Source organism: Fictibacillus sp. WQ 8-8 (assembly GCF_024494405.1).
GTDB lineage: Bacteria > Bacillota > Bacilli > Bacillales > Fictibacillaceae > Fictibacillus_C > Fictibacillus_C marinisediminis.
In genome coordinates this window covers 69,915-86,478 of record NZ_JAMXKG010000002.1, presented here as the reverse complement: position 1 = coordinate 86,478, position 16,564 = coordinate 69,915, and the positions used below count along the sequence as shown (strand labels likewise).

The window sequence follows — 16,564 nt, the reverse complement described above, 5'->3', positions numbered from 1 at the left end:
TTTATAAACCTCAACAATCGGGTTTGCCATACTCCGGCTATGCTGCACAATAGTCCGTTATGAGGATTCTTAAAAAAAGGCTGTTTGTAACCATTGTTGCTCTTAGGAGTGGTTGATTTCCGTTTCAGGATGCTCGCTTTCCGCGGGGCGGGCGGTGAGCCTTACCGGCGCAAGCGCCTACCTCCTCGGCGCATGGCGCCTGTGGGTCTCACCTGTAACGCTGCTCCCGCAGGACAAGGAAGGCTTTGGCAGCGTTATATCGCACGAAGAAAATGTGAAATTCATTTTCGAGGAGTCTCGCACCTTGCACTCCAATCAACTTAGCGATGAAGATTATCTACAAGAATGCGCTCCAGAAGAAACCACGGCTGCTTTCGTCATCCTTGTTGCTTACTGAGAGTGGTTGATTTCCGTTTCAGGCTGCTCGCTTTCCGCGGGGCGTGCGCTGAACCCCTCGGCGCTTGCGCCTGCGGGTTTCACCTGTCACGCTCGTCCCGCAGGAGTCTCGCACCTTGCACTCCAATCAACTGATCAATGAAGGCTCTTTTCCCAAAGCCTTTTAGAAAGGCCTTTAAAAAAGAACAATAAAAAAACCGCTTCTGCAAGCGGTTAGTCAGTCTCTGGAGTATTTTGAGAGAATCTCTTCCCGGGCGTCAGCTCCTTCTACTCCTTTATGGATTGCTGATGTCAGCCGGTCATACTCTTGTTTCGTAATTTCAGCTACAGCGTTTTTCGGAAAAATATAAGGCTTTCCAATATCCATCGTATCAAGCTGATTCATGAGCTCGATCTCATCTTCATTCTCCCTGCACTGGGCGGGATCGAAGGTATACACCTTGCCGAATTCATCTTTAAACTCTCTCTTCATGTTAATAAAGTAACGCAATGTGCATTCTCCTTTCATTTATGCATTCTTACTAGTCATACCCGATTTTTTGTTTTTAGAGACATAAAAAAAAACTATAAAACTTTTATAAAAATGAGGGATAAAAAAAGAGATTTCGGGAATGATAGAAGTACCCCCTTTTTTATATATCTTTTTGTCCCCCGCTTCCTAAAGAGGCGGTCTTTTTTTTGCCTTTTTTTGCGAGCAGTGAGTAAATCTTCCATTTTTTATTCTCATAAATAGTAAAAAAGTCACATGTAATTATATTGTAATAATTTATACTAATATAAGGAAAACTAACACATTTCAGGAGGAAAGAATGAAAAAGATTCTATTAAGCTTGCTGGCTGTTCTCATAGCCTTTTATTTTGTGCCTGCAAACGCGTTTGCAGCAGGGATAAAGGATGCTGATCTTACAGCCTATCTCGCACAAATCAGCAATGAACGCGGCTATGAAATTAGCAAAGAGGATTACCAAAACTATCTGTCCGATTATGCGGGGATGGAGCTGTCAGATTTTGAGGACATCAATGAACTGAAAGAAACGCTCGGGGCTGTCATCAAGAGCGACAACAGCAATCTTGATGAGATCTATACTGATTTAGATTTGAACGAGCAGCAGCTTAAGGATCTTTTAGCAAAGAACGGAGAAGCCATCGAGGACTATATTTATGTAGATGACCTGTACTTTGCGGTTTCAGACCTGCAGGCACCTGATGAAGAAATGCCTGATATGAAGGAGATTGAAAAAGAGATTCAAGGGGCTCTGGCAGAAGTAGATTTGACTCCGGCTGAGATTCAAAACCTGCAGGACCACCTCATATCCATCGAGAAAGATCTAAACTCCCCAGATACAGAAAAAAGACTGGAATCCATTGCTGAGCGCATGATGAGCATCGATCCGGAAAAGCCGACGAAAGCACAGATCCAGGAAGTCGGGAACGCTTTTGAAGAGCTCATGTCCATTTTCCAAATGAAAGCGAACTTCTTTATTGTAGACGGCAGCAAGAAAACACCGGTATCTGCAGGAGAGCTGATGCAGATGAAAGTATTGGACGGAGATTATCTTTTGATCCAACTGTTTGATCTGAACGGAAAAATGCTTGCGGACTTGAAGATCACGTCAGACGAGGCTAGAAACAGCGCAACAACAGTAGGCAAGGTTACGCAAACCGTTAAACAAGAAGTAAAATTGTCAGCGCCAGTCGCCAAAAAGCCAAGAACCGTGAATGGCGGCAAATTGCCTAAGACGGATTCCAACAATCTTGACGGCGCACTTGCTGGCTTAGCAATTGCCGGAGCAGGGCTATTCCTATATAGAAGAGCAAGGATGTCGTAATGGCAACCAGACGCCAAGAAGGAGGAAGACGGCCCAAAAAGGCTGTTCTTCTTTCTTTTTCGATTGTGATCATTCTTCTCGGCCTGGGAATGTTTTCGAAGAATATCATTAGTTACACACGTGGTTATTTTGCCGGTGAAAAAGTGGAATCAAAAGCATTGCACGAACCTGTGAAAAAGCCGGCAAAAACAAACGAGGAAAAACGTGAAGCGCCACTGTATGCCAAACGTCCAGCGATTGGGGAAAAGATGGGCACCCTTTACATTCCGAAATTGGAAGCGAAACTGCCAATCTATCATGGAACGAATGAAGATGAACTGGAAAAAGGAGTCGGCCATTTTAAAGACAGCGTTCTTCCTGGTGAAAAGGACAACTCTGTTCTTTCCGGCCACCGTGACACTGTGTTCCGCAGCCTCGGAAAAGTAGGAAAAGGCGACAAACTTGAAGTGACGACATCAGCCGGAACCTTTACGTATAAAGTAAGGAAGGTTCGAATAGTGGACAAAGATGACCGCACGGTGATCGTTCCAAAACCGCGCGCGGTGTTAACGGTCAGTACGTGCTATCCGTTCAATTATATTGGTGCCGCTCCAAAGCGATATATATTGGAAGCCTTTCTGATCTCATCAGAACGTTCAAAGAAATAGAGAGATATGGCGAAGGGAGGAATAATTTCCCTTCGTTTTTGTTTTGTCGTTCTCGGAAAAACTCTGGTACAGTAAACATAGACCATCAAGATAACAGTCATGAGGAGGAATATCATGGTGAATATAAGAGAGGCACTTCTTCGCGATTTGCCAGCTATCCTGGACATATATAATGATGCGATAAAAACGCTGACGGCTACATTTGATTTAGAAGAGCAGACACTTGAAGAACGAAAGGTTTGGTTTGAAAAATACGGCGGCGACTTTCCGCTGATTGTTGCGAAACTGGACGGCAAAGTGGCGGGATACTGCTGTCTTAGCCCGTTCAGAGATAAAGCGGCCTATTCCCGCACAACTGAATTATCATTATACATATCTTCTGAATTCCGCGGCCAAGGGATCGGCAATGCCTTAATGGAGGATATTCTGAAAAGGGCGGCTGATCTTGGCTACCATACCGTAATCAGCAGCATTACGGGCGGAAACGAAGCGAGTGTAAAACTGCATAAAAAGTTTGGCTTCGAATTTGTCGGCAACTTTAAAGAAGTAGGCTACAAATTTGATGAGTGGCAGGATGTTCACTTTTACCAGCTCATGCTGAACACAGAAAAAACGAAGGGATAAGCGTTTCCTTCGTTTTTTTGATGGGCGAGTGCGTTTTTTATGAAAATGATGTGTTTTGCAAGTAAGTCTTGTCGAACCGCAAGTAACACGACGATTTCTGCAAATAAAGCTTGTCGAATCGCAAGTAATAGAGCTGTTTCCGCAAGTAATACGTGTCGAACCGCAAGTAAACGGGTTCAGGCAAGCACGAGTCGATAGCAATTCCCTTAAAGACTTCAGAATGACTCTGTTACTGCTGATTAACAATATCCTTCAGCTTATTCTGCCATTTATCATCATCTAAAATGATTTGAAAGGAGATCCGGCGATTTTTTTGCAGGGCTGCTGCTGAGCTTCCTTTGGCGATGGGCTTGTATTCGCTGTATCCTGTGGCGGCCAGGTACTGGGCATATGGCAGGCGTGCAAGTTTCGGATTGGCTTTGGCGAGATATTTTACAACCGCAACTGCCCGCTCTGTGGAAAGGGACCAGTTGTCATACGGTACCGAATCGGTATGGCCCTCCACCAGGATAATATAAAGATATTTACTCATATCCTTCTCGTCGATGATGGCGGCGAGTGCATCAGCCAAAGGGTTCAGTACCTTCTTGCCCTGTGCGCTGACCTCGGCGCTCCCCGTATCAAATAATATGTTTCCTTCTACAGAGATCGTATTGTTCGGGCCGCGTACAACTTTATCTTTTCCTACATTCTGTTCAAGCTGTTTTTCAATCAGGTCCGAGATGTGTTTTTTAACATCCGCTACCTGATGCAGTTCTTGTTTGATCTGTGACTGATCATAGGCGTTATAAATACTTTGGACGTATGCGAGTATGGCAATGAAAATCATGATGAGCACCATCATGGCCATCATGTCCGTAAAGCTGGGCCAGTAGATTTCTTCCTGAGGCTGTTCTGCAAAAACGTTTTTCCGGGCGCGCACGGTTCATCACCGCCTTTTAATTTCATGCGAACTGATAAGCCTTGACTCATTGTCCCGGTCACGGGAGTCATAGACGGTCTGATTATCCATAGCCGTCTGATACATGCGCTGAAGAAGATGATACATGTCGCCAAGGGTGCGGTTGCTGCTCGTAAAATCCCGGGAAAGCCCGTGGAAAAGGTTCTCAAGGGTACGGGCAAGTTCTCTCATATCATCGCCTCGCTGCGGACCGGATTGCTGGCTGAGCTGCCGTTCTCGCTCCAGCACATTCCGGATCTGCTCGACAAAGTCACGCTTCATATGTTCAACGGCATTATAGAAGCCCTTTTCAAGCTGCTGGACAGAGGACGCGAAGTCAGCGGCAGCTCTGCCGTATTCTCCTTGTTTTTCGGAATAGCGGTAGTACCATTCCTCCTGTTTCTGTCCCAGCCTGCTCTCCAGTGCATCATGCTGATTAGCGTAGTGCTGAAGCTGTTCCTGAAGGGCGCGTGCCATGTTTCCGGCGAATTCTTCTGAGCGGCGCTGTGATTCAGCCAGCACTTTATCGGAACGCTGGATCAGGAGCTCAAATGTTTGCTGCCCTGCATTCTGGCGTTCCGTGCTTTTTTGCAGCTGCTGTTCAAATGATTTGATCTGGGCGGCCAGCACCGAAATGCTTTGGTCGACCGCTTTATGCATGGAATCTTGTTTTTCAATGGTTTTATGGAACTGCAGGCCGAACTGTTCAAGAGTTGATGCGGAAGCCGCAAACGATTCACTGTGAAGACGCTGTGCTTCATAGATTCCTTTTACGTCCTCCATGGCGGTTTTTAATCCAGCTGTAAATTCTGTCATAGAGGCTCCGAAATGGCCCACGCTTTTTTGGAAGCTCTCCTCAACTTTGGCTGCAAGGCGATCAAGCAGCCGTTCGGCGGAATCCTGCGGCTTTTCCTGTAAAAGAAGACAGTTGAAGGCATGGTCCAGGTAAACTTCACAGTCCGACATCACCTTGCCCTGCAGGTACGTAAGGGAAGATCCCCTGGACAGAAAGCCTGTCTGGAGAATATTGAGGATAAGGGCCCCTCCTATACCCGCGATACTTGTTATAAAAGCAACGCTCATTCCCTCAAAAGGAGCAGTTAAGGATGAGATGATGGAGTTCATGGTCATATTCGGGCCAGAGGCAGAACTTCCGAGCCTGAACAGCGTATCCTGCATGGACAGGAGAGATAGAGTGAGGCCGATAAAGGTGCCGAGCACACCGAGAATAATCGTAAAAGCCGGCAGCTGCTGCAGAACCTTTTGGATATTTCCAACAGGAACGCGCATCAGTCCAAGAAGAGGGATGCGTTCCTGGAAAAGGTGCTTTTCAATCAGCGCCTGTGAATTCAATGATGAGACTCCTGATAGATGATACTGCCTGTAATCCGAACAAACACGCTGTATCCAGCGGGACCGCGGCTGTGCCGTTCCCTGTGATTCAAGCTCCTGAAGTTCTCTGATCCACATCTTCAGGCGGTATCCTGTCTGGGCGTATCCCACCAAACCAGTAAAAACAAGAAAGCAAATCACTCCCACAACGGCCATCGTCAACGAATCCATGCTGTCCATCCCTCCCCGTTTCCATTCATACAAGCATATGAGGTGCCAGGCACCGCTATTACACAAGTATGTAACGCACGGTGCCTGGCACCCAAAAAAAGAAATCAAAAAAAATAAATATAAATTGCGATTTCTGAATAATGGAATTAAACTAAAATTATGGAAATTTTGGTTTTTTAAAGCAGCAAGATCATTCACCCAGAGAAAATTCAAACAGAGAAAAGGGGAAACTGGATGAAGAAACGGATTGCGTTGATGACAGCATTTATCATGACGTTTTCCAACCTGGCATATGCTCAGGGGAATCTGCCGTCTCACAGCAAGGCAGCGGGAACAAAGCCTCAAGGCCTGGATCTTAAAAAACTGCCTCAAGAAGAGAAATACGGCAAAAATGATAAGGTTCGCGTAGTAGTCGAACTTGATCAAAAACCAGCGATTCAGTATGCGCAGGCACAAAACAAGCGCTACAGTTCGTTGAGCTCAAGCGAAAAAACGTCGCTGACCAAAAAATTGGCCAATGGACAAAAAGAAGTGAAAGAGGACATCGCGAAGGAAGACATCCCGGTATCGTATAAGGAAAGCTTTACAACTGTACTTAACGGCTTCAGTGGTGAAGTCAAATATGGTGATATTAAAGATATCGAAAAGCTTGACGGTGTGAAAGATGTACATATTGCGCATGAATATAAACGTCCTGAGTCAATTAACGGGGACAAGCCGAACATGCTGTACAGCAAGGATATCATCCATGCAAAAGAAACATGGCAGGACTATGGATATAAAGGTGAAGGAACGGTCGTGGCTGTTATCGACACTGGCATCGATCCTTCACATAAAGATATGGTGCTCAGCCCTGATACAAAAGTGAAGCTGACATCCGGGAAAGTGAACGGCCTTAAAGACTCCAAAGGACTGAAAGGCAGCTACTTTACTGAAAAAGTACCTTACGGATACAACTATGCGGACCATGACAATGAAATCCGCGACCTTGGCCCTGGTGCTTCCATGCACGGCATGCACGTTTCAGGGATTGTCGGAGCGAACGGGGACGAAGACAATGGCGGAATTAAAGGTGTGGCTCCTGAAGCACAGCTTTTAGCGCTTAAAGTATTCGGAAACGACCCTGGAATGCCGTCCACGTTCAGTGATATTTATATTAAAGCGATCGACGATGCGATTGTACTCGGTGCTGATGTGATCAACATGAGCCTTGGATCAATAGCTGCATTCGTACAGCATGATGACCCTGAGGAAAAAGCGATTCAGAACGCAACGAACAACGGTATTCTTTGTGCCATTTCTGCAGGCAACTCTGCTTACGCAGGACATGGAGCAGGAAACCCTTATCCGTCTAATCCAGATACAGGAGTAGTTGGGTCTCCTGGATTGATCGGACAAGCTCTTCAAGTTGCTTCACTTGAAAACACAAAGCTTACACTTGAAGGCATGAACTTAAAAGTAGACGGAGCAGATATGGGATACATTGCTTACCAAAAGCAGGAATCTCCAAATCCGATCGGCACGTTTGATAAAGATAAGATGGAAGTCGTTTATGTCGGTGACGGCAGCCCGCCTAACTATACAGGCAAAGATGTGAAGGAAAAAGTGGTCTTCGTTGTCCGAAACGGTGACTTTAACTACGCCAAGATTCAGCACGAAGCTGAAAAGCAAGGCGCAGCAGGCGTGATTATCCGAGGTAGAGTGGACCATGGCGATTACGTCAACATGGCCCTCGACAAACCGGCGATTCCTCTTGTGTCTTTAAGCATTGCTGACGGCAACCAGCTCGAAGCAAAAGCGAAAGAAGGCAAGAAGCTTGAAGTGATTTTTGATGGTAAAGCCATTTCCGCATCCAATCCAAACGCAGGAGAGATGTCTGATTTCAGTTCATGGGGCGTGACACCGAACCTTGACTTTAAACCGGAAATCACTGCACCAGGCGGGAAGATTTATTCAACGCTTAACGACAACCAATATGGGGTGATGAGTGGAACGTCCATGGCTGCTCCGCATGTTGCCGGCGGTGCTGCTCTCGTGATGGAAAGAGTGGACAAAGATTTCAAAGTTAAAGGGGCAACCCGCGTTAAACTCGCCAAAAACATCTTAATGAACACATCAAGACCGCAAGCCGATCATGGCTTGTTCAATACAGAGAGCCAAACTGGAAACTACTATTCTCCACGCCTTGAAGGTGCAGGATTAATGGACCTTCATGCGGCAATGAAAACTCCAGTGGTTGTAACAGAAGCAAAATCAGGTGAAGGAAAAGCAGCCGTAAAAGAAGTAGGCGATAAATTCACCTTTACTTTAAATCTTAAAAACTACAGCTCCAAAGACGTAACGTACAAGCTTGCGGGCAATGTTCAAACAGACCTTGCACTTCAAGGCATGAACCTGCTTGAAGCAGATGGAATCTTTAAAAATGGAACAAGAGATTCAGAGGATCCGAATAGAGGAACGTTCCCGATTTCTTTCACTTCTGGTTCTAAGAAAGCGAGCAGTATTGCGATCAAAGCAAAAAGCACAGCAACTGTAAATGTTACGGTCGATCTAAAAGATACCGTAGACTGGGCTAATGACATGCCGCTCGACAAAATCTTCAAAAACGGCTACTTTGTAGAAGGTTTTGTAAGATTAATAGATGCAGGCAACAAATATCCTGAGCTAAGCGTTCCATACGTTGGTTTCCACGGAAAATGGGACAAAGCACCGATCATTGACGCTCCTGTATATGACGACAACACGTTCTACGGAGTGACAGGCCTGGCTGCTGAAGTGAACGATGACTTTGAGTTCCTTGGAAGCGATGCATCGAAAAATGTGTTAAAAGATAAAGTTTCTTTCTCACCTGATGGAGACGGGCTTTATGATGAAGCGTTCCCGGTGCTTTCTTTCCTAAGAAACGCGAAAAAAGTGGAATACTCCATCCTTGACAGAAATAAAACATCACTTCGCAAGTTGGATACACAAGAAGATGTGGTGAAGAACTATTATGACGGCGGTTCTGAACCTGGGTATACTCCTGTCACAGAAGCTGCCTGGGATGGAACGGTGAATGGTTCTAAAGTAAAAGACGGATTGTACTACTACCAAGTAAGTTCAGTGGTTGATTATCCGAAAGCTAAGTGGCAAAAAGCATTGTTCCCTGTGTATGTCGATACGAAAGATCCTGCTGTTACTGCAAAATGGAATGCAGATAGCCATACGCTTTCCTGGACAGCGGGCGATCAAGGAACAGGCGTAGCTTACTACGATGTTTTAGTTAACGGAAAAAGCGTTCTTTCCAAGCCGCTTGATTCTTCTGCAAGCGAATATAAGCTGAATGACCTTCCTAGCCACGCGAAAGTAGTTCTTGCTGCTTACGACTATGCAGGTAACTCAGTAATGAAAAATGTTAATATGAGCGGGAAAGATACAAGCGTACCAAGTGTCACAGTAGATTCACCTGAAGCGTTAAGCATCACTTCTTCCAAAACAGTGACTGTAACCGGACATGTGACGGATGATTCTGGACTGAAATCATTCATGATCGACGGCAAACCTGCAAAGCTTGTATGGAATGCACCAAAACAGCAGTACGATTTCAGCAAGAAGATTACCTATACTTCTGATAACATCCAATCGTTCAAGGTTGAAGCGATTGATAAAAGCGGAAACCGAGTGGCCTTCAGCCGCCAGGTGATTGTGGATTCAACTCTTCCAACGATTAAAGTAGATGCACCGAAAACAGTGTCAAGCAAAACGAAAACAGCAACACTTAAAATTACGCTTGCGGACAACTTTGATGAGATGCGCTTCTTCGTAAACGACAATGCGGCATACCGCCATTACTTTAAAGAGCCGTTTGCAAAGAGAGCATTAACGAAGAAAATCAGCCAAAAGGTTTCCCTGAAAAAAGGTAAAAATACCGTTCATCTTGAACTGACAGACCTTGGCGGAAACACGGTTGAGAAGAATGTAATCATCACAAAGAAATAACATAAAAAGGCGCCAGGTCCCTGATTCCTTCAGGGTGCCTGGCACCTTTTTTAATGTTTAGCTCCAGCGCCCTGGAGCTTTTCTTATTTCACCGAAAACAATTCAACAAGCAATAGAGAAACGGCACCGATTGCCGTCGCTTTGTTTCCAAGCTTAGACAGTCTGATGTCGGTATGTTTTGCGGCTTCGGTCAGCGCCTTCTTTTGAACCGTTTCCTTCAAGCTGTCCATCAGTAAATCTCCTGCATTGGATACTCCTCCGCCAATAATAATCCGTTTAGGATTCATGAGGTGGATTAAGTTTGTCAGCCCGATCCCAAGATAGATCCCGGTTGATTTCAAGACTTGAACACTCAGCTCATCTCCCTGGAGTGCTGCTTCGTAAACCATTTTTCCATCGATTTTCTCTAAATCGTGATCGGCCATCTCCCGTAAGATGCTTTCTCTTCCGATCGCTACCTCTTTTTGCGCTTTTTCAGCTATGGCAGGGCCGGCTGCAAGTGTTTGAAGACATCCGTAGTTGCCGCAGCTGCATTGCTTTCCGCCGATGTCAATCGTCATGTGTCCAATTTCTCCGGCAATAAAGTTTTCGCCATGAAACAGTTTTCCATCTATCACAATCCCGGCTCCTATGCCGGTCCCGACGTTGACCGCAACCACACTGTCCGCACCGTTTCCATTTCCAAACCAAACTTCGCCAAGAGCAAGTGCCTTTGCATCATTTTCCACCTTAACCGTACGGCTGAATCTGACCTCTAGTTCCTCTTTTATCGGGATATTTCTCAGATTCAGGTTTGGTGCATAAAGGGAAATGCCCTGCTCCACATCCACTACACCATGCATCCCTACGCCGATGCCGATCACTTTCTCTTCTTCCTCACCATACTGCTCCATAATCTGCTGAATCTCTGCTTTCATGATATCGAGCAGCTCATGATTCGAAAGCGGACTGAAAAGAACCTTTTCATGAAACTCAAGCACCTTGCCGTTTAAATCAGTCAGGATGGTCTTAATGTCCTTAGGGCCTACATCCAGTCCGATAACATAGAAGCTATCGGCATTAATGATCAGCATGGTCGGCTTCCGCCCTCCCTTGGACTCGCCTTGCTCACTTTCTTTAATCATTCCCGAGTCGATCAGCTCTTTTACGATAGAACTGACTGTAGGCGGCGTCAACTTCGTATCTTTGGCGATCTGTGCACGTGAAATGGGTCCATCCAGACGGATTTTATTCAGTATTATGTTCCGGTTTAACGACTTCATCAATTGAAACGTGCCGCGTTGCATGAAAACACCTCAAGTTAATTTAATTAATTAATTAATATATATTATACAGTTATTTTTGTGCTCTGAACAGAAGCCATCAAGCTGTCGATAACCGATAGAATAGGATAAAATTTATATATCTTTAAACTGCCTGATTCCGGGACAAAAAGGAGGAAGTGAATTGAAGATTAACAGCTTGGATCACTTTGTTCTAACCGTAAAAGATATTGATAGAACGTGTGATTTTTACAATGATGTATTAGGAATGGAGATCATTACTTTTCAAAAAAACCGAAAAGCACTCAAATTCGGCAGCCAGAAAATTAACCTTCACCAAGCAGGCAAAGAATTTGAACCAAAAGCACACGCCCCAACTCCAGGTTCAGCAGACCTCTGCTTTATCACTGAATTTCCTTTAACTTCTGTACTCGCTCACTTTGATCAAAAAGGAGTGCCGGTTATTGAGGGACCTGTACCGCGAACAGGGGCGGCGGGCAGGATTAACTCTGTCTATATTCGAGATCCGGACGAAAACCTAATTGAAATCTCCAATTATACGGATAGAGAAGACTAGCATTAAGATGGGAGTATGCAAATAATAGAGTGTGTGTTAATCTAATTAAAACTTAATAATTTAATTTAACAAAGTATCTTTTAACGATCATGGAAGGCGTTTACAAAACCTGTTGAAAAGAAAGCTCGCAGCAATATCAGCATTGCTGACCCGAATGCTTGCCGGCTGTTCAGGATCGCGGGCTTTGATTCAGCGATCTTCAATCAGGGAAATCTGTATAAGCGATGAACACCCGTGCAGAAAGCTGGCCAGATCGTAGAGGTCGCTTATTTTAAGGAGAACAACGAATACTTTAACAACAAGCCGATGTACGGATGAAGGAAAAATGTCTTTAAAAGAAGCTTCTCAGAACATTAAGAATGAAAACCGTAAGATCAACAAGTAAAGGGGGGGGCACATCTCCCTTTTTACCCCTCTACTTATTTAATTAAATTAATAAAAAGAGAAGACAGGAGGCGCTTGTATGGCTGAGCTAAGATATAATCCTTTATTAAAAGACTGGACGATGGTGGCTGCCAGCCGGCAGAACAGACCGCATTTGCCGAAAGACTTTTGTCCGTTCTGCCCGGGATCCGGGAAAGTTCCCGATAACTATGAGGTGCATCTGTATCACAACGATTTCCCTGTGCTTTCACCAAACCCTCCAAAACCAGATGGAGTAGGAGGCGGGTTGTATCAGACGAAAGAAGCGTATGGAAAGTGCGAAGTGGTGCTGTATTCACCGGGCCACTATGACACGATTCCTGATTTGTCCAAAGATCATATGAAAAAGCTGATGAACCTTTGGACGGATACATTCGTCAAACTGGATCAGGATCCGAATCATGAGTATGTCATGATCTTTGAAAACCGCGGAGAGGAAGTTGGGGTTACAATGCCTCACCCGCATGGACAGGTGTATGCTTACCCTTTTATTCCGTTAAAAGTAAAAACGGAGCTGGAAGCATGCAAAGAGTATTTTGAAGAAAACCAACGGAACATGTTTGATGATATGGTAGCCGAGGAAAAGCGGTTCGGGGAGCGTGTCCTGTTGGAAAGTGAGCATTTTATTGCGTTCATTCCGTTCTTTACGGACTATCCGTACGGAGCTTACATTGTCAGCAAAGAAGCGAAGACTGCACTGACCGAATTCACGGAGGAAGAAAGAACGGAACTGGGGGATATGCTTCAAGAACTTGTCGGAGGTATGGATAAAATCTATGACAAGCTGTTTCCTTACATGATGGTCATGCATCAGCGTCCATCGAACTCTAATGATCCGTATAAGGATTTTTATCGGTTTCACATCGAGTTCTATCCTCCGCTTCGTGCTAACGACAAATTAAAATTTAATTCCTCCTCTGAAACAGGAGGATGGGCAGCAGCTAATCCAACCAAAGTGGAAGAAAATGCAGAAATCCTGCGCCAATGTATCAAGCGTTACAGTGAAAGTAAGGGGGAATAAGCCGTGGAGAACCAATGGGTGAAACGATTTCAAGAATATTTTCCGGGAAATAACGACAGAGTACGACTTTTCTTTGCACCCGGACGCGTAAATTTAATTGGGGAACATACCGACTACAACGGCGGTTTTGTATTTCCAGCTGCATTAACGATTGGAACCTATATGGCCATTCGCCAGCGAAACGATGGTGTCTACCGTTTGAAGAGTGAGAACTTCCCATTGGAGGTTTCAATCGATACAAAACAGCCCATTGTCTATGATAAGGCTGACGATTGGGCAAATTATCCGAAAGGTATCCTGCAGCAATTGCAGAAGCTGGGTATCCAGCTCTCAGGGGCTGATGTTTTATACGCGGGCAATATTCCGAATGGTGCGGGCCTTTCTTCTTCTGCATCGATAGGCATGGCCAGTGCGCTTGGTTTTTCAGTATTGGAAAAAGAGGAACTGCCCATGCTGGAGCTCGCCAAGCTGTGCCAGCGGATGGAAAATCAGTTTATCGGTGTAAACAGCGGAATTATGGATCAGTTTGCGGTCGGATTCGGAAAGAAAGACCATGCTGTTTTTCTAGATTGCCAGAGTTATGAGTTTGAATTGATTCCTCTTGAAATCGAAGGATACAAGCTTGTCATCACAAACACAAATAAAAGAAGAGGGCTTGCAGACTCCAAGTACAATGAACGAAGAGCACAGTGTGAACAAGGGCTGGAAATCATCCAAAGGCATATAGAGGATGTTAATGCACTCGGTGACCTTCGCCCTCTTCAGTTTAAGAAAATGGAAGCCTATCTGGCTGATGAAACGATTAAAAAGCGTGTCCGACATGTAGTTACTGAAGATGATCGTGTTCAAAAAGCCGTAGCAGCACTCGAAAATAGAGATTTACTTGCGTTTGGCCTGTATATGAAGGAGTCCCATCTTTCATTGCGTGACGATTATGAGGTGACCGGACTGGAGCTTGACGCACTGTTTGACATTCAGGGGCAGCAGCCCGGCTGCATAGGTACGAGAATGACCGGCGCTGGTTTTGGCGGCTGCACCATTTCCGTCGTGGAAGACGGACAGGTAGAAGCATTCAAACAGAACGTGGCAGCAAACTACAAACAACAAACGGGTTTATCGCCTGACTTTTATGTTTGTGAAATTGGAGACGGTGTAAAAGAAATCAAAGAGGTGAAGAGATAATGGCCATATTGGTAACCGGAGGAGCAGGCTATATCGGCAGCCATACCGTATTGTGTCTGCGTGAAAAAGGCGAAGAAGTCATCGTGTTGGATAACCTGCAAAAAGGGCATCGGGAGGCTGTGCTGAAGGATGTTCCGTTATATGAAGGAGATCTGCATGACAGCGCCTTGCTGGATACCGTTTTTTCAGAAAATGACATTGAAGCAGTTATACATTTTGCGGCCAACTCTCTTGTAGGTGAGAGTGTTGCAGATCCGATTCCTTATTACCAGAACAACGTGGCGGGTTCATTGAATCTGGTAGACCGCATGGTGAAAAATGGCGTGAAAAACATTGTCTTCTCCTCTACTGCCGCTGTCTATGGGGAACCTGAGACCGTCCCTATTCAGGAAAGCGACCGGACGCTTCCGACCAATCCTTATGGAGAAACGAAGCTGGCCATTGAAAGACTTCTTCATTGGGCAGATCAGGCTTATGGGCTGAAAGCAGTCGCTCTCCGGTATTTTAATGCGGCAGGCGCCGATCCAAAAGGAGGAATTGGAGAAGATCATACACCCGAATCTCACCTGATTCCGATCATTCTTGAAGCCGCCCTTGGAAAACGGCCGCATATCTCTGTATTCGGGGAGGACTATGCGACAGAAGACGGTACTTGTGTCCGGGATTACATCCATGTGATGGATCTGGCTGACGCTCACTGCCTGGCTCTCGAAAAATTAAAGAGAACTGGAGAGAGCGGCGTATACAACCTCGGCAACGGTAAGGGGTTCTCGGTGAAGCAGGTGATCGATACATGCAGAACGGTTACAGGCCGAACGATCGAAGCTGTTTCTTCTCCGCGAAGAGCAGGCGATCCTGCGATTCTTATTGCTTCTTCTCAAAAAGCAAAGGATGAACTGGGCTGGGTTCCAAAATATCCTGATGTCCATGAAATGGTAGAACACGCCTGGAACTGGCATCTCCATCATCCGAACGGTTATGCCGATGGAGGTCCGGACAATGGCTCTAGGTAAGATCAGAAACATCATGAAAGAAAACCATCTGGACGGAATACTGCTGAGAAAACGGAACCATTTTTCATGGGTAACAAGCGGCCGCCAGAACCAGATCGTGCTTGGAATCACGGAAGGTGTTGCAGATCTTGTGATTTTTGAAGATGAGATCTATGTGGTGACGACCAAGATGGAAGAACGGCGCATAAAGGAAGAAGAACTCTCCCATTTTTCTCATGAAGTTAAAGTGGTGACGGATGAGTGGTTTAAAGGCTCTGATCATTTGATCTCTGAACTTGGAATAGGGAAAAGGATGGGGACGGATACGCCGTTTAAAGACTATGCCGACATGACGGAGGAACTGAAACGTGTTCGATCCATATTAGATGAACAAGAAGTGGAGCGTTACCGCAAGCTGTGCCAGGATACGGCGTGGTCACTTGAATCGGTTTGCCGGAAGATGGAGCCTGGGCAGACGGAACATGAAATTGCCGGGATGGTGGCAGAACAGGCGATATCTAAGGGGATCAGGCTTCAAGTTTTGCTTGTTGCTACAGATGAACGCATCTATTCCTACCGCCACCCGGTTCCTACTTCTAAGAAACTGAAAAAGCATGGGCTGCTGGTGATTTGCGGTGAGCGTGAGGGGCTTGTCGCCAACCTGACAAGGGTTGTACATTTCGGGCCGCTGTCTCAGGAACTGTCTGATCATAAAGAAAAACTCGCTCGTATTGATGCGGCTTTTATAACCGCTACTAAACCTGGTACAACGGTTGGTGAAGTGTTCAAAAAAGGGATACAGCAGTACGTGGAAGAGGGCCATCCGGAAGACTGGAAACTCCTCCATCAAGGAGGGCCAACTGGATATGACTCCAGAGAGTTTATCGCAACAATGGAATCAGAAACTGAGGTGAAGGAAAACATGGTATTCACATGGAATCCTTCGCTGCCCGGTGTGAAATCAGAAGACACCGTCCTCATTCAACAAAATAAAGCTGAAATTTTGACCGAAACCGGGGGATGGCCCTACCTTGAAGTAACATTCGAAGGACAAACACTGCGACGGCCGGATATCCTCATTAGATAAGAAAGAAACTGAAGAAGCGTTCGAATGTCCCGTACTTACTTCA

Annotated in this window: 14 protein-coding genes; 10 read left to right on the top strand and 4 right to left on the bottom strand. The window is 45.5% G+C overall.

All coding sequences use genetic code 11. From position 1 onward, the window contains the following. Positions 1-112 precede the first annotated feature (112 nt). A complete protein-coding gene (locus tag M1K46_RS04165; RefSeq protein WP_256225064.1) occupies positions 113-397 on the top strand; it encodes a hypothetical protein in 285 nt (94 codons plus the stop codon). A 216-nt stretch (positions 398-613) separates the two neighbouring features. On the opposite strand, the gene M1K46_RS04160 is transcribed toward M1K46_RS04165, so the two are convergent. Beyond that, positions 614-886, bottom strand: a complete 273-nt coding sequence (locus M1K46_RS04160) for a hypothetical protein (RefSeq protein ID WP_256225062.1) — start codon at positions 884-886, stop codon at positions 614-616. Between the two features lie 319 nt (positions 887-1,205). Between M1K46_RS04160 and M1K46_RS04155 the strand changes: the two genes are divergently transcribed. From M1K46_RS04155 to M1K46_RS04145, 3 genes are all read left to right on the top strand, one after another. Beyond that, complete coding sequence (locus M1K46_RS04155; protein WP_256225061.1) at positions 1,206-2,225, top strand: processed acidic surface protein; 1,020 nt, start codon at positions 1,206-1,208, stop codon at positions 2,223-2,225. Further along, positions 2,225-2,872, top strand: a complete 648-nt coding sequence (locus M1K46_RS04150; protein ID WP_256225059.1) for a class D sortase — start codon at positions 2,225-2,227, stop codon at positions 2,870-2,872. The genes M1K46_RS04155 and M1K46_RS04150 overlap by 1 nt, the downstream gene beginning before the upstream one ends. A gap of 114 nt (positions 2,873-2,986) precedes the next feature. Beyond that, complete coding sequence (locus M1K46_RS04145; RefSeq protein WP_256225058.1) at positions 2,987-3,496, top strand: GNAT family N-acetyltransferase; 510 nt, start codon at positions 2,987-2,989, stop codon at positions 3,494-3,496. Positions 3,497-3,725: 229 nt separating this feature from the next. On the opposite strand, the gene M1K46_RS04140 is transcribed toward M1K46_RS04145, so the two are convergent. Together M1K46_RS04140 and M1K46_RS04135 are read right to left on the bottom strand one after the other, a co-directional pair. Beyond that, on the bottom strand, positions 3,726-4,418 hold the full coding sequence (locus M1K46_RS04140; RefSeq protein WP_256225057.1) for an OmpA/MotB family protein: 693 nt from the start codon (positions 4,416-4,418) through the stop codon (positions 3,726-3,728). A gap of 6 nt (positions 4,419-4,424) precedes the next feature. Further along, complete coding sequence (locus tag M1K46_RS04135) at positions 4,425-5,999, bottom strand: hypothetical protein (RefSeq protein ID WP_256225056.1); 1,575 nt, start codon at positions 5,997-5,999, stop codon at positions 4,425-4,427. 234 nt (positions 6,000-6,233) lie between these two features. Between M1K46_RS04135 and M1K46_RS04130 the strand changes: the two genes are divergently transcribed. Then, positions 6,234-9,977 (top strand): S8 family serine peptidase, encoded by a 3,744-nt coding sequence (locus tag M1K46_RS04130; protein ID WP_256225055.1) that lies wholly within the window; start codon positions 6,234-6,236, stop codon positions 9,975-9,977. 83 nt (positions 9,978-10,060) lie between these two features. On the opposite strand, the gene M1K46_RS04125 is transcribed toward M1K46_RS04130, so the two are convergent. Continuing rightward, positions 10,061-11,263: an ROK family transcriptional regulator gene (locus tag M1K46_RS04125; protein ID WP_256225052.1), complete on the bottom strand. Its 1,203-nt coding sequence runs from the start codon at positions 11,261-11,263 to the stop codon at positions 10,061-10,063. Between the two features lie 160 nt (positions 11,264-11,423). Here M1K46_RS04125 and M1K46_RS04120 point away from each other — a divergent pair, with 160 nt between their 5' ends. From M1K46_RS04120 to M1K46_RS04100, 5 genes are all read left to right on the top strand, one after another. Further along, positions 11,424-11,816 (top strand): VOC family protein, encoded by a 393-nt coding sequence (locus tag M1K46_RS04120; RefSeq protein WP_256225051.1) that lies wholly within the window; start codon positions 11,424-11,426, stop codon positions 11,814-11,816. Positions 11,817-12,279: 463 nt separating this feature from the next. Then, the gene (galT, locus tag M1K46_RS04115) at positions 12,280-13,260 is read left to right on the top strand and encodes a galactose-1-phosphate uridylyltransferase (protein ID WP_256225050.1); all 981 of its coding nucleotides are present in this window, start codon (positions 12,280-12,282) and stop codon (positions 13,258-13,260) included. A 3-nt stretch (positions 13,261-13,263) separates the two neighbouring features. Further along, positions 13,264-14,442: a galactokinase gene (locus M1K46_RS04110; protein WP_256225049.1), complete on the top strand. Its 1,179-nt coding sequence runs from the start codon at positions 13,264-13,266 to the stop codon at positions 14,440-14,442. Further along, positions 14,442-15,455: a UDP-glucose 4-epimerase GalE gene (galE, locus tag M1K46_RS04105; RefSeq protein ID WP_256225048.1), complete on the top strand. Its 1,014-nt coding sequence runs from the start codon at positions 14,442-14,444 to the stop codon at positions 15,453-15,455. The genes M1K46_RS04110 and galE overlap by 1 nt, the downstream gene beginning before the upstream one ends. Beyond that, positions 15,442-16,521 (top strand): M24 family metallopeptidase, encoded by a 1,080-nt coding sequence (locus M1K46_RS04100; RefSeq protein WP_256225047.1) that lies wholly within the window; start codon positions 15,442-15,444, stop codon positions 16,519-16,521. Before galE ends, M1K46_RS04100 begins: the two co-directional genes overlap by 14 nt. Positions 16,522-16,564: the final 43 nt, after the last annotated feature.

Bases quoted from the DNA above. Each gene is read 5' to 3' on its own strand.
- galE (WP_256225048.1), top strand. From the start codon at position 14,442: ATGGCCATATTGGTAACCGGAGGAGCAGGCTATATCGGCAGCCATACC.
- galT (WP_256225050.1), top strand. From the start codon at position 12,280: ATGGCTGAGCTAAGATATAATCCTTTATTAAAAGACTGGACGATGGTG.
- M1K46_RS04145 (WP_256225058.1), top strand. From the start codon at position 2,987: ATGGTGAATATAAGAGAGGCACTTCTTCGCGATTTGCCAGCTATCCTG.
- M1K46_RS04135 (WP_256225056.1), bottom strand. From the start codon at position 5,999: ATGGATTCGTTGACGATGGCCGTTGTGGGAGTGATTTGCTTTCTTGTT.
- M1K46_RS04125 (WP_256225052.1), bottom strand. From the start codon at position 11,263: ATGCAACGCGGCACGTTTCAATTGATGAAGTCGTTAAACCGGAACATA.
- M1K46_RS04155 (WP_256225061.1), top strand. From the start codon at position 1,206: ATGAAAAAGATTCTATTAAGCTTGCTGGCTGTTCTCATAGCCTTTTAT.
- M1K46_RS04150 (WP_256225059.1), top strand. From the start codon at position 2,225: ATGGCAACCAGACGCCAAGAAGGAGGAAGACGGCCCAAAAAGGCTGTT.
- M1K46_RS04130 (WP_256225055.1), top strand. From the start codon at position 6,234: ATGAAGAAACGGATTGCGTTGATGACAGCATTTATCATGACGTTTTCC.
- M1K46_RS04100 (WP_256225047.1), top strand. From the start codon at position 15,442: ATGGCTCTAGGTAAGATCAGAAACATCATGAAAGAAAACCATCTGGAC.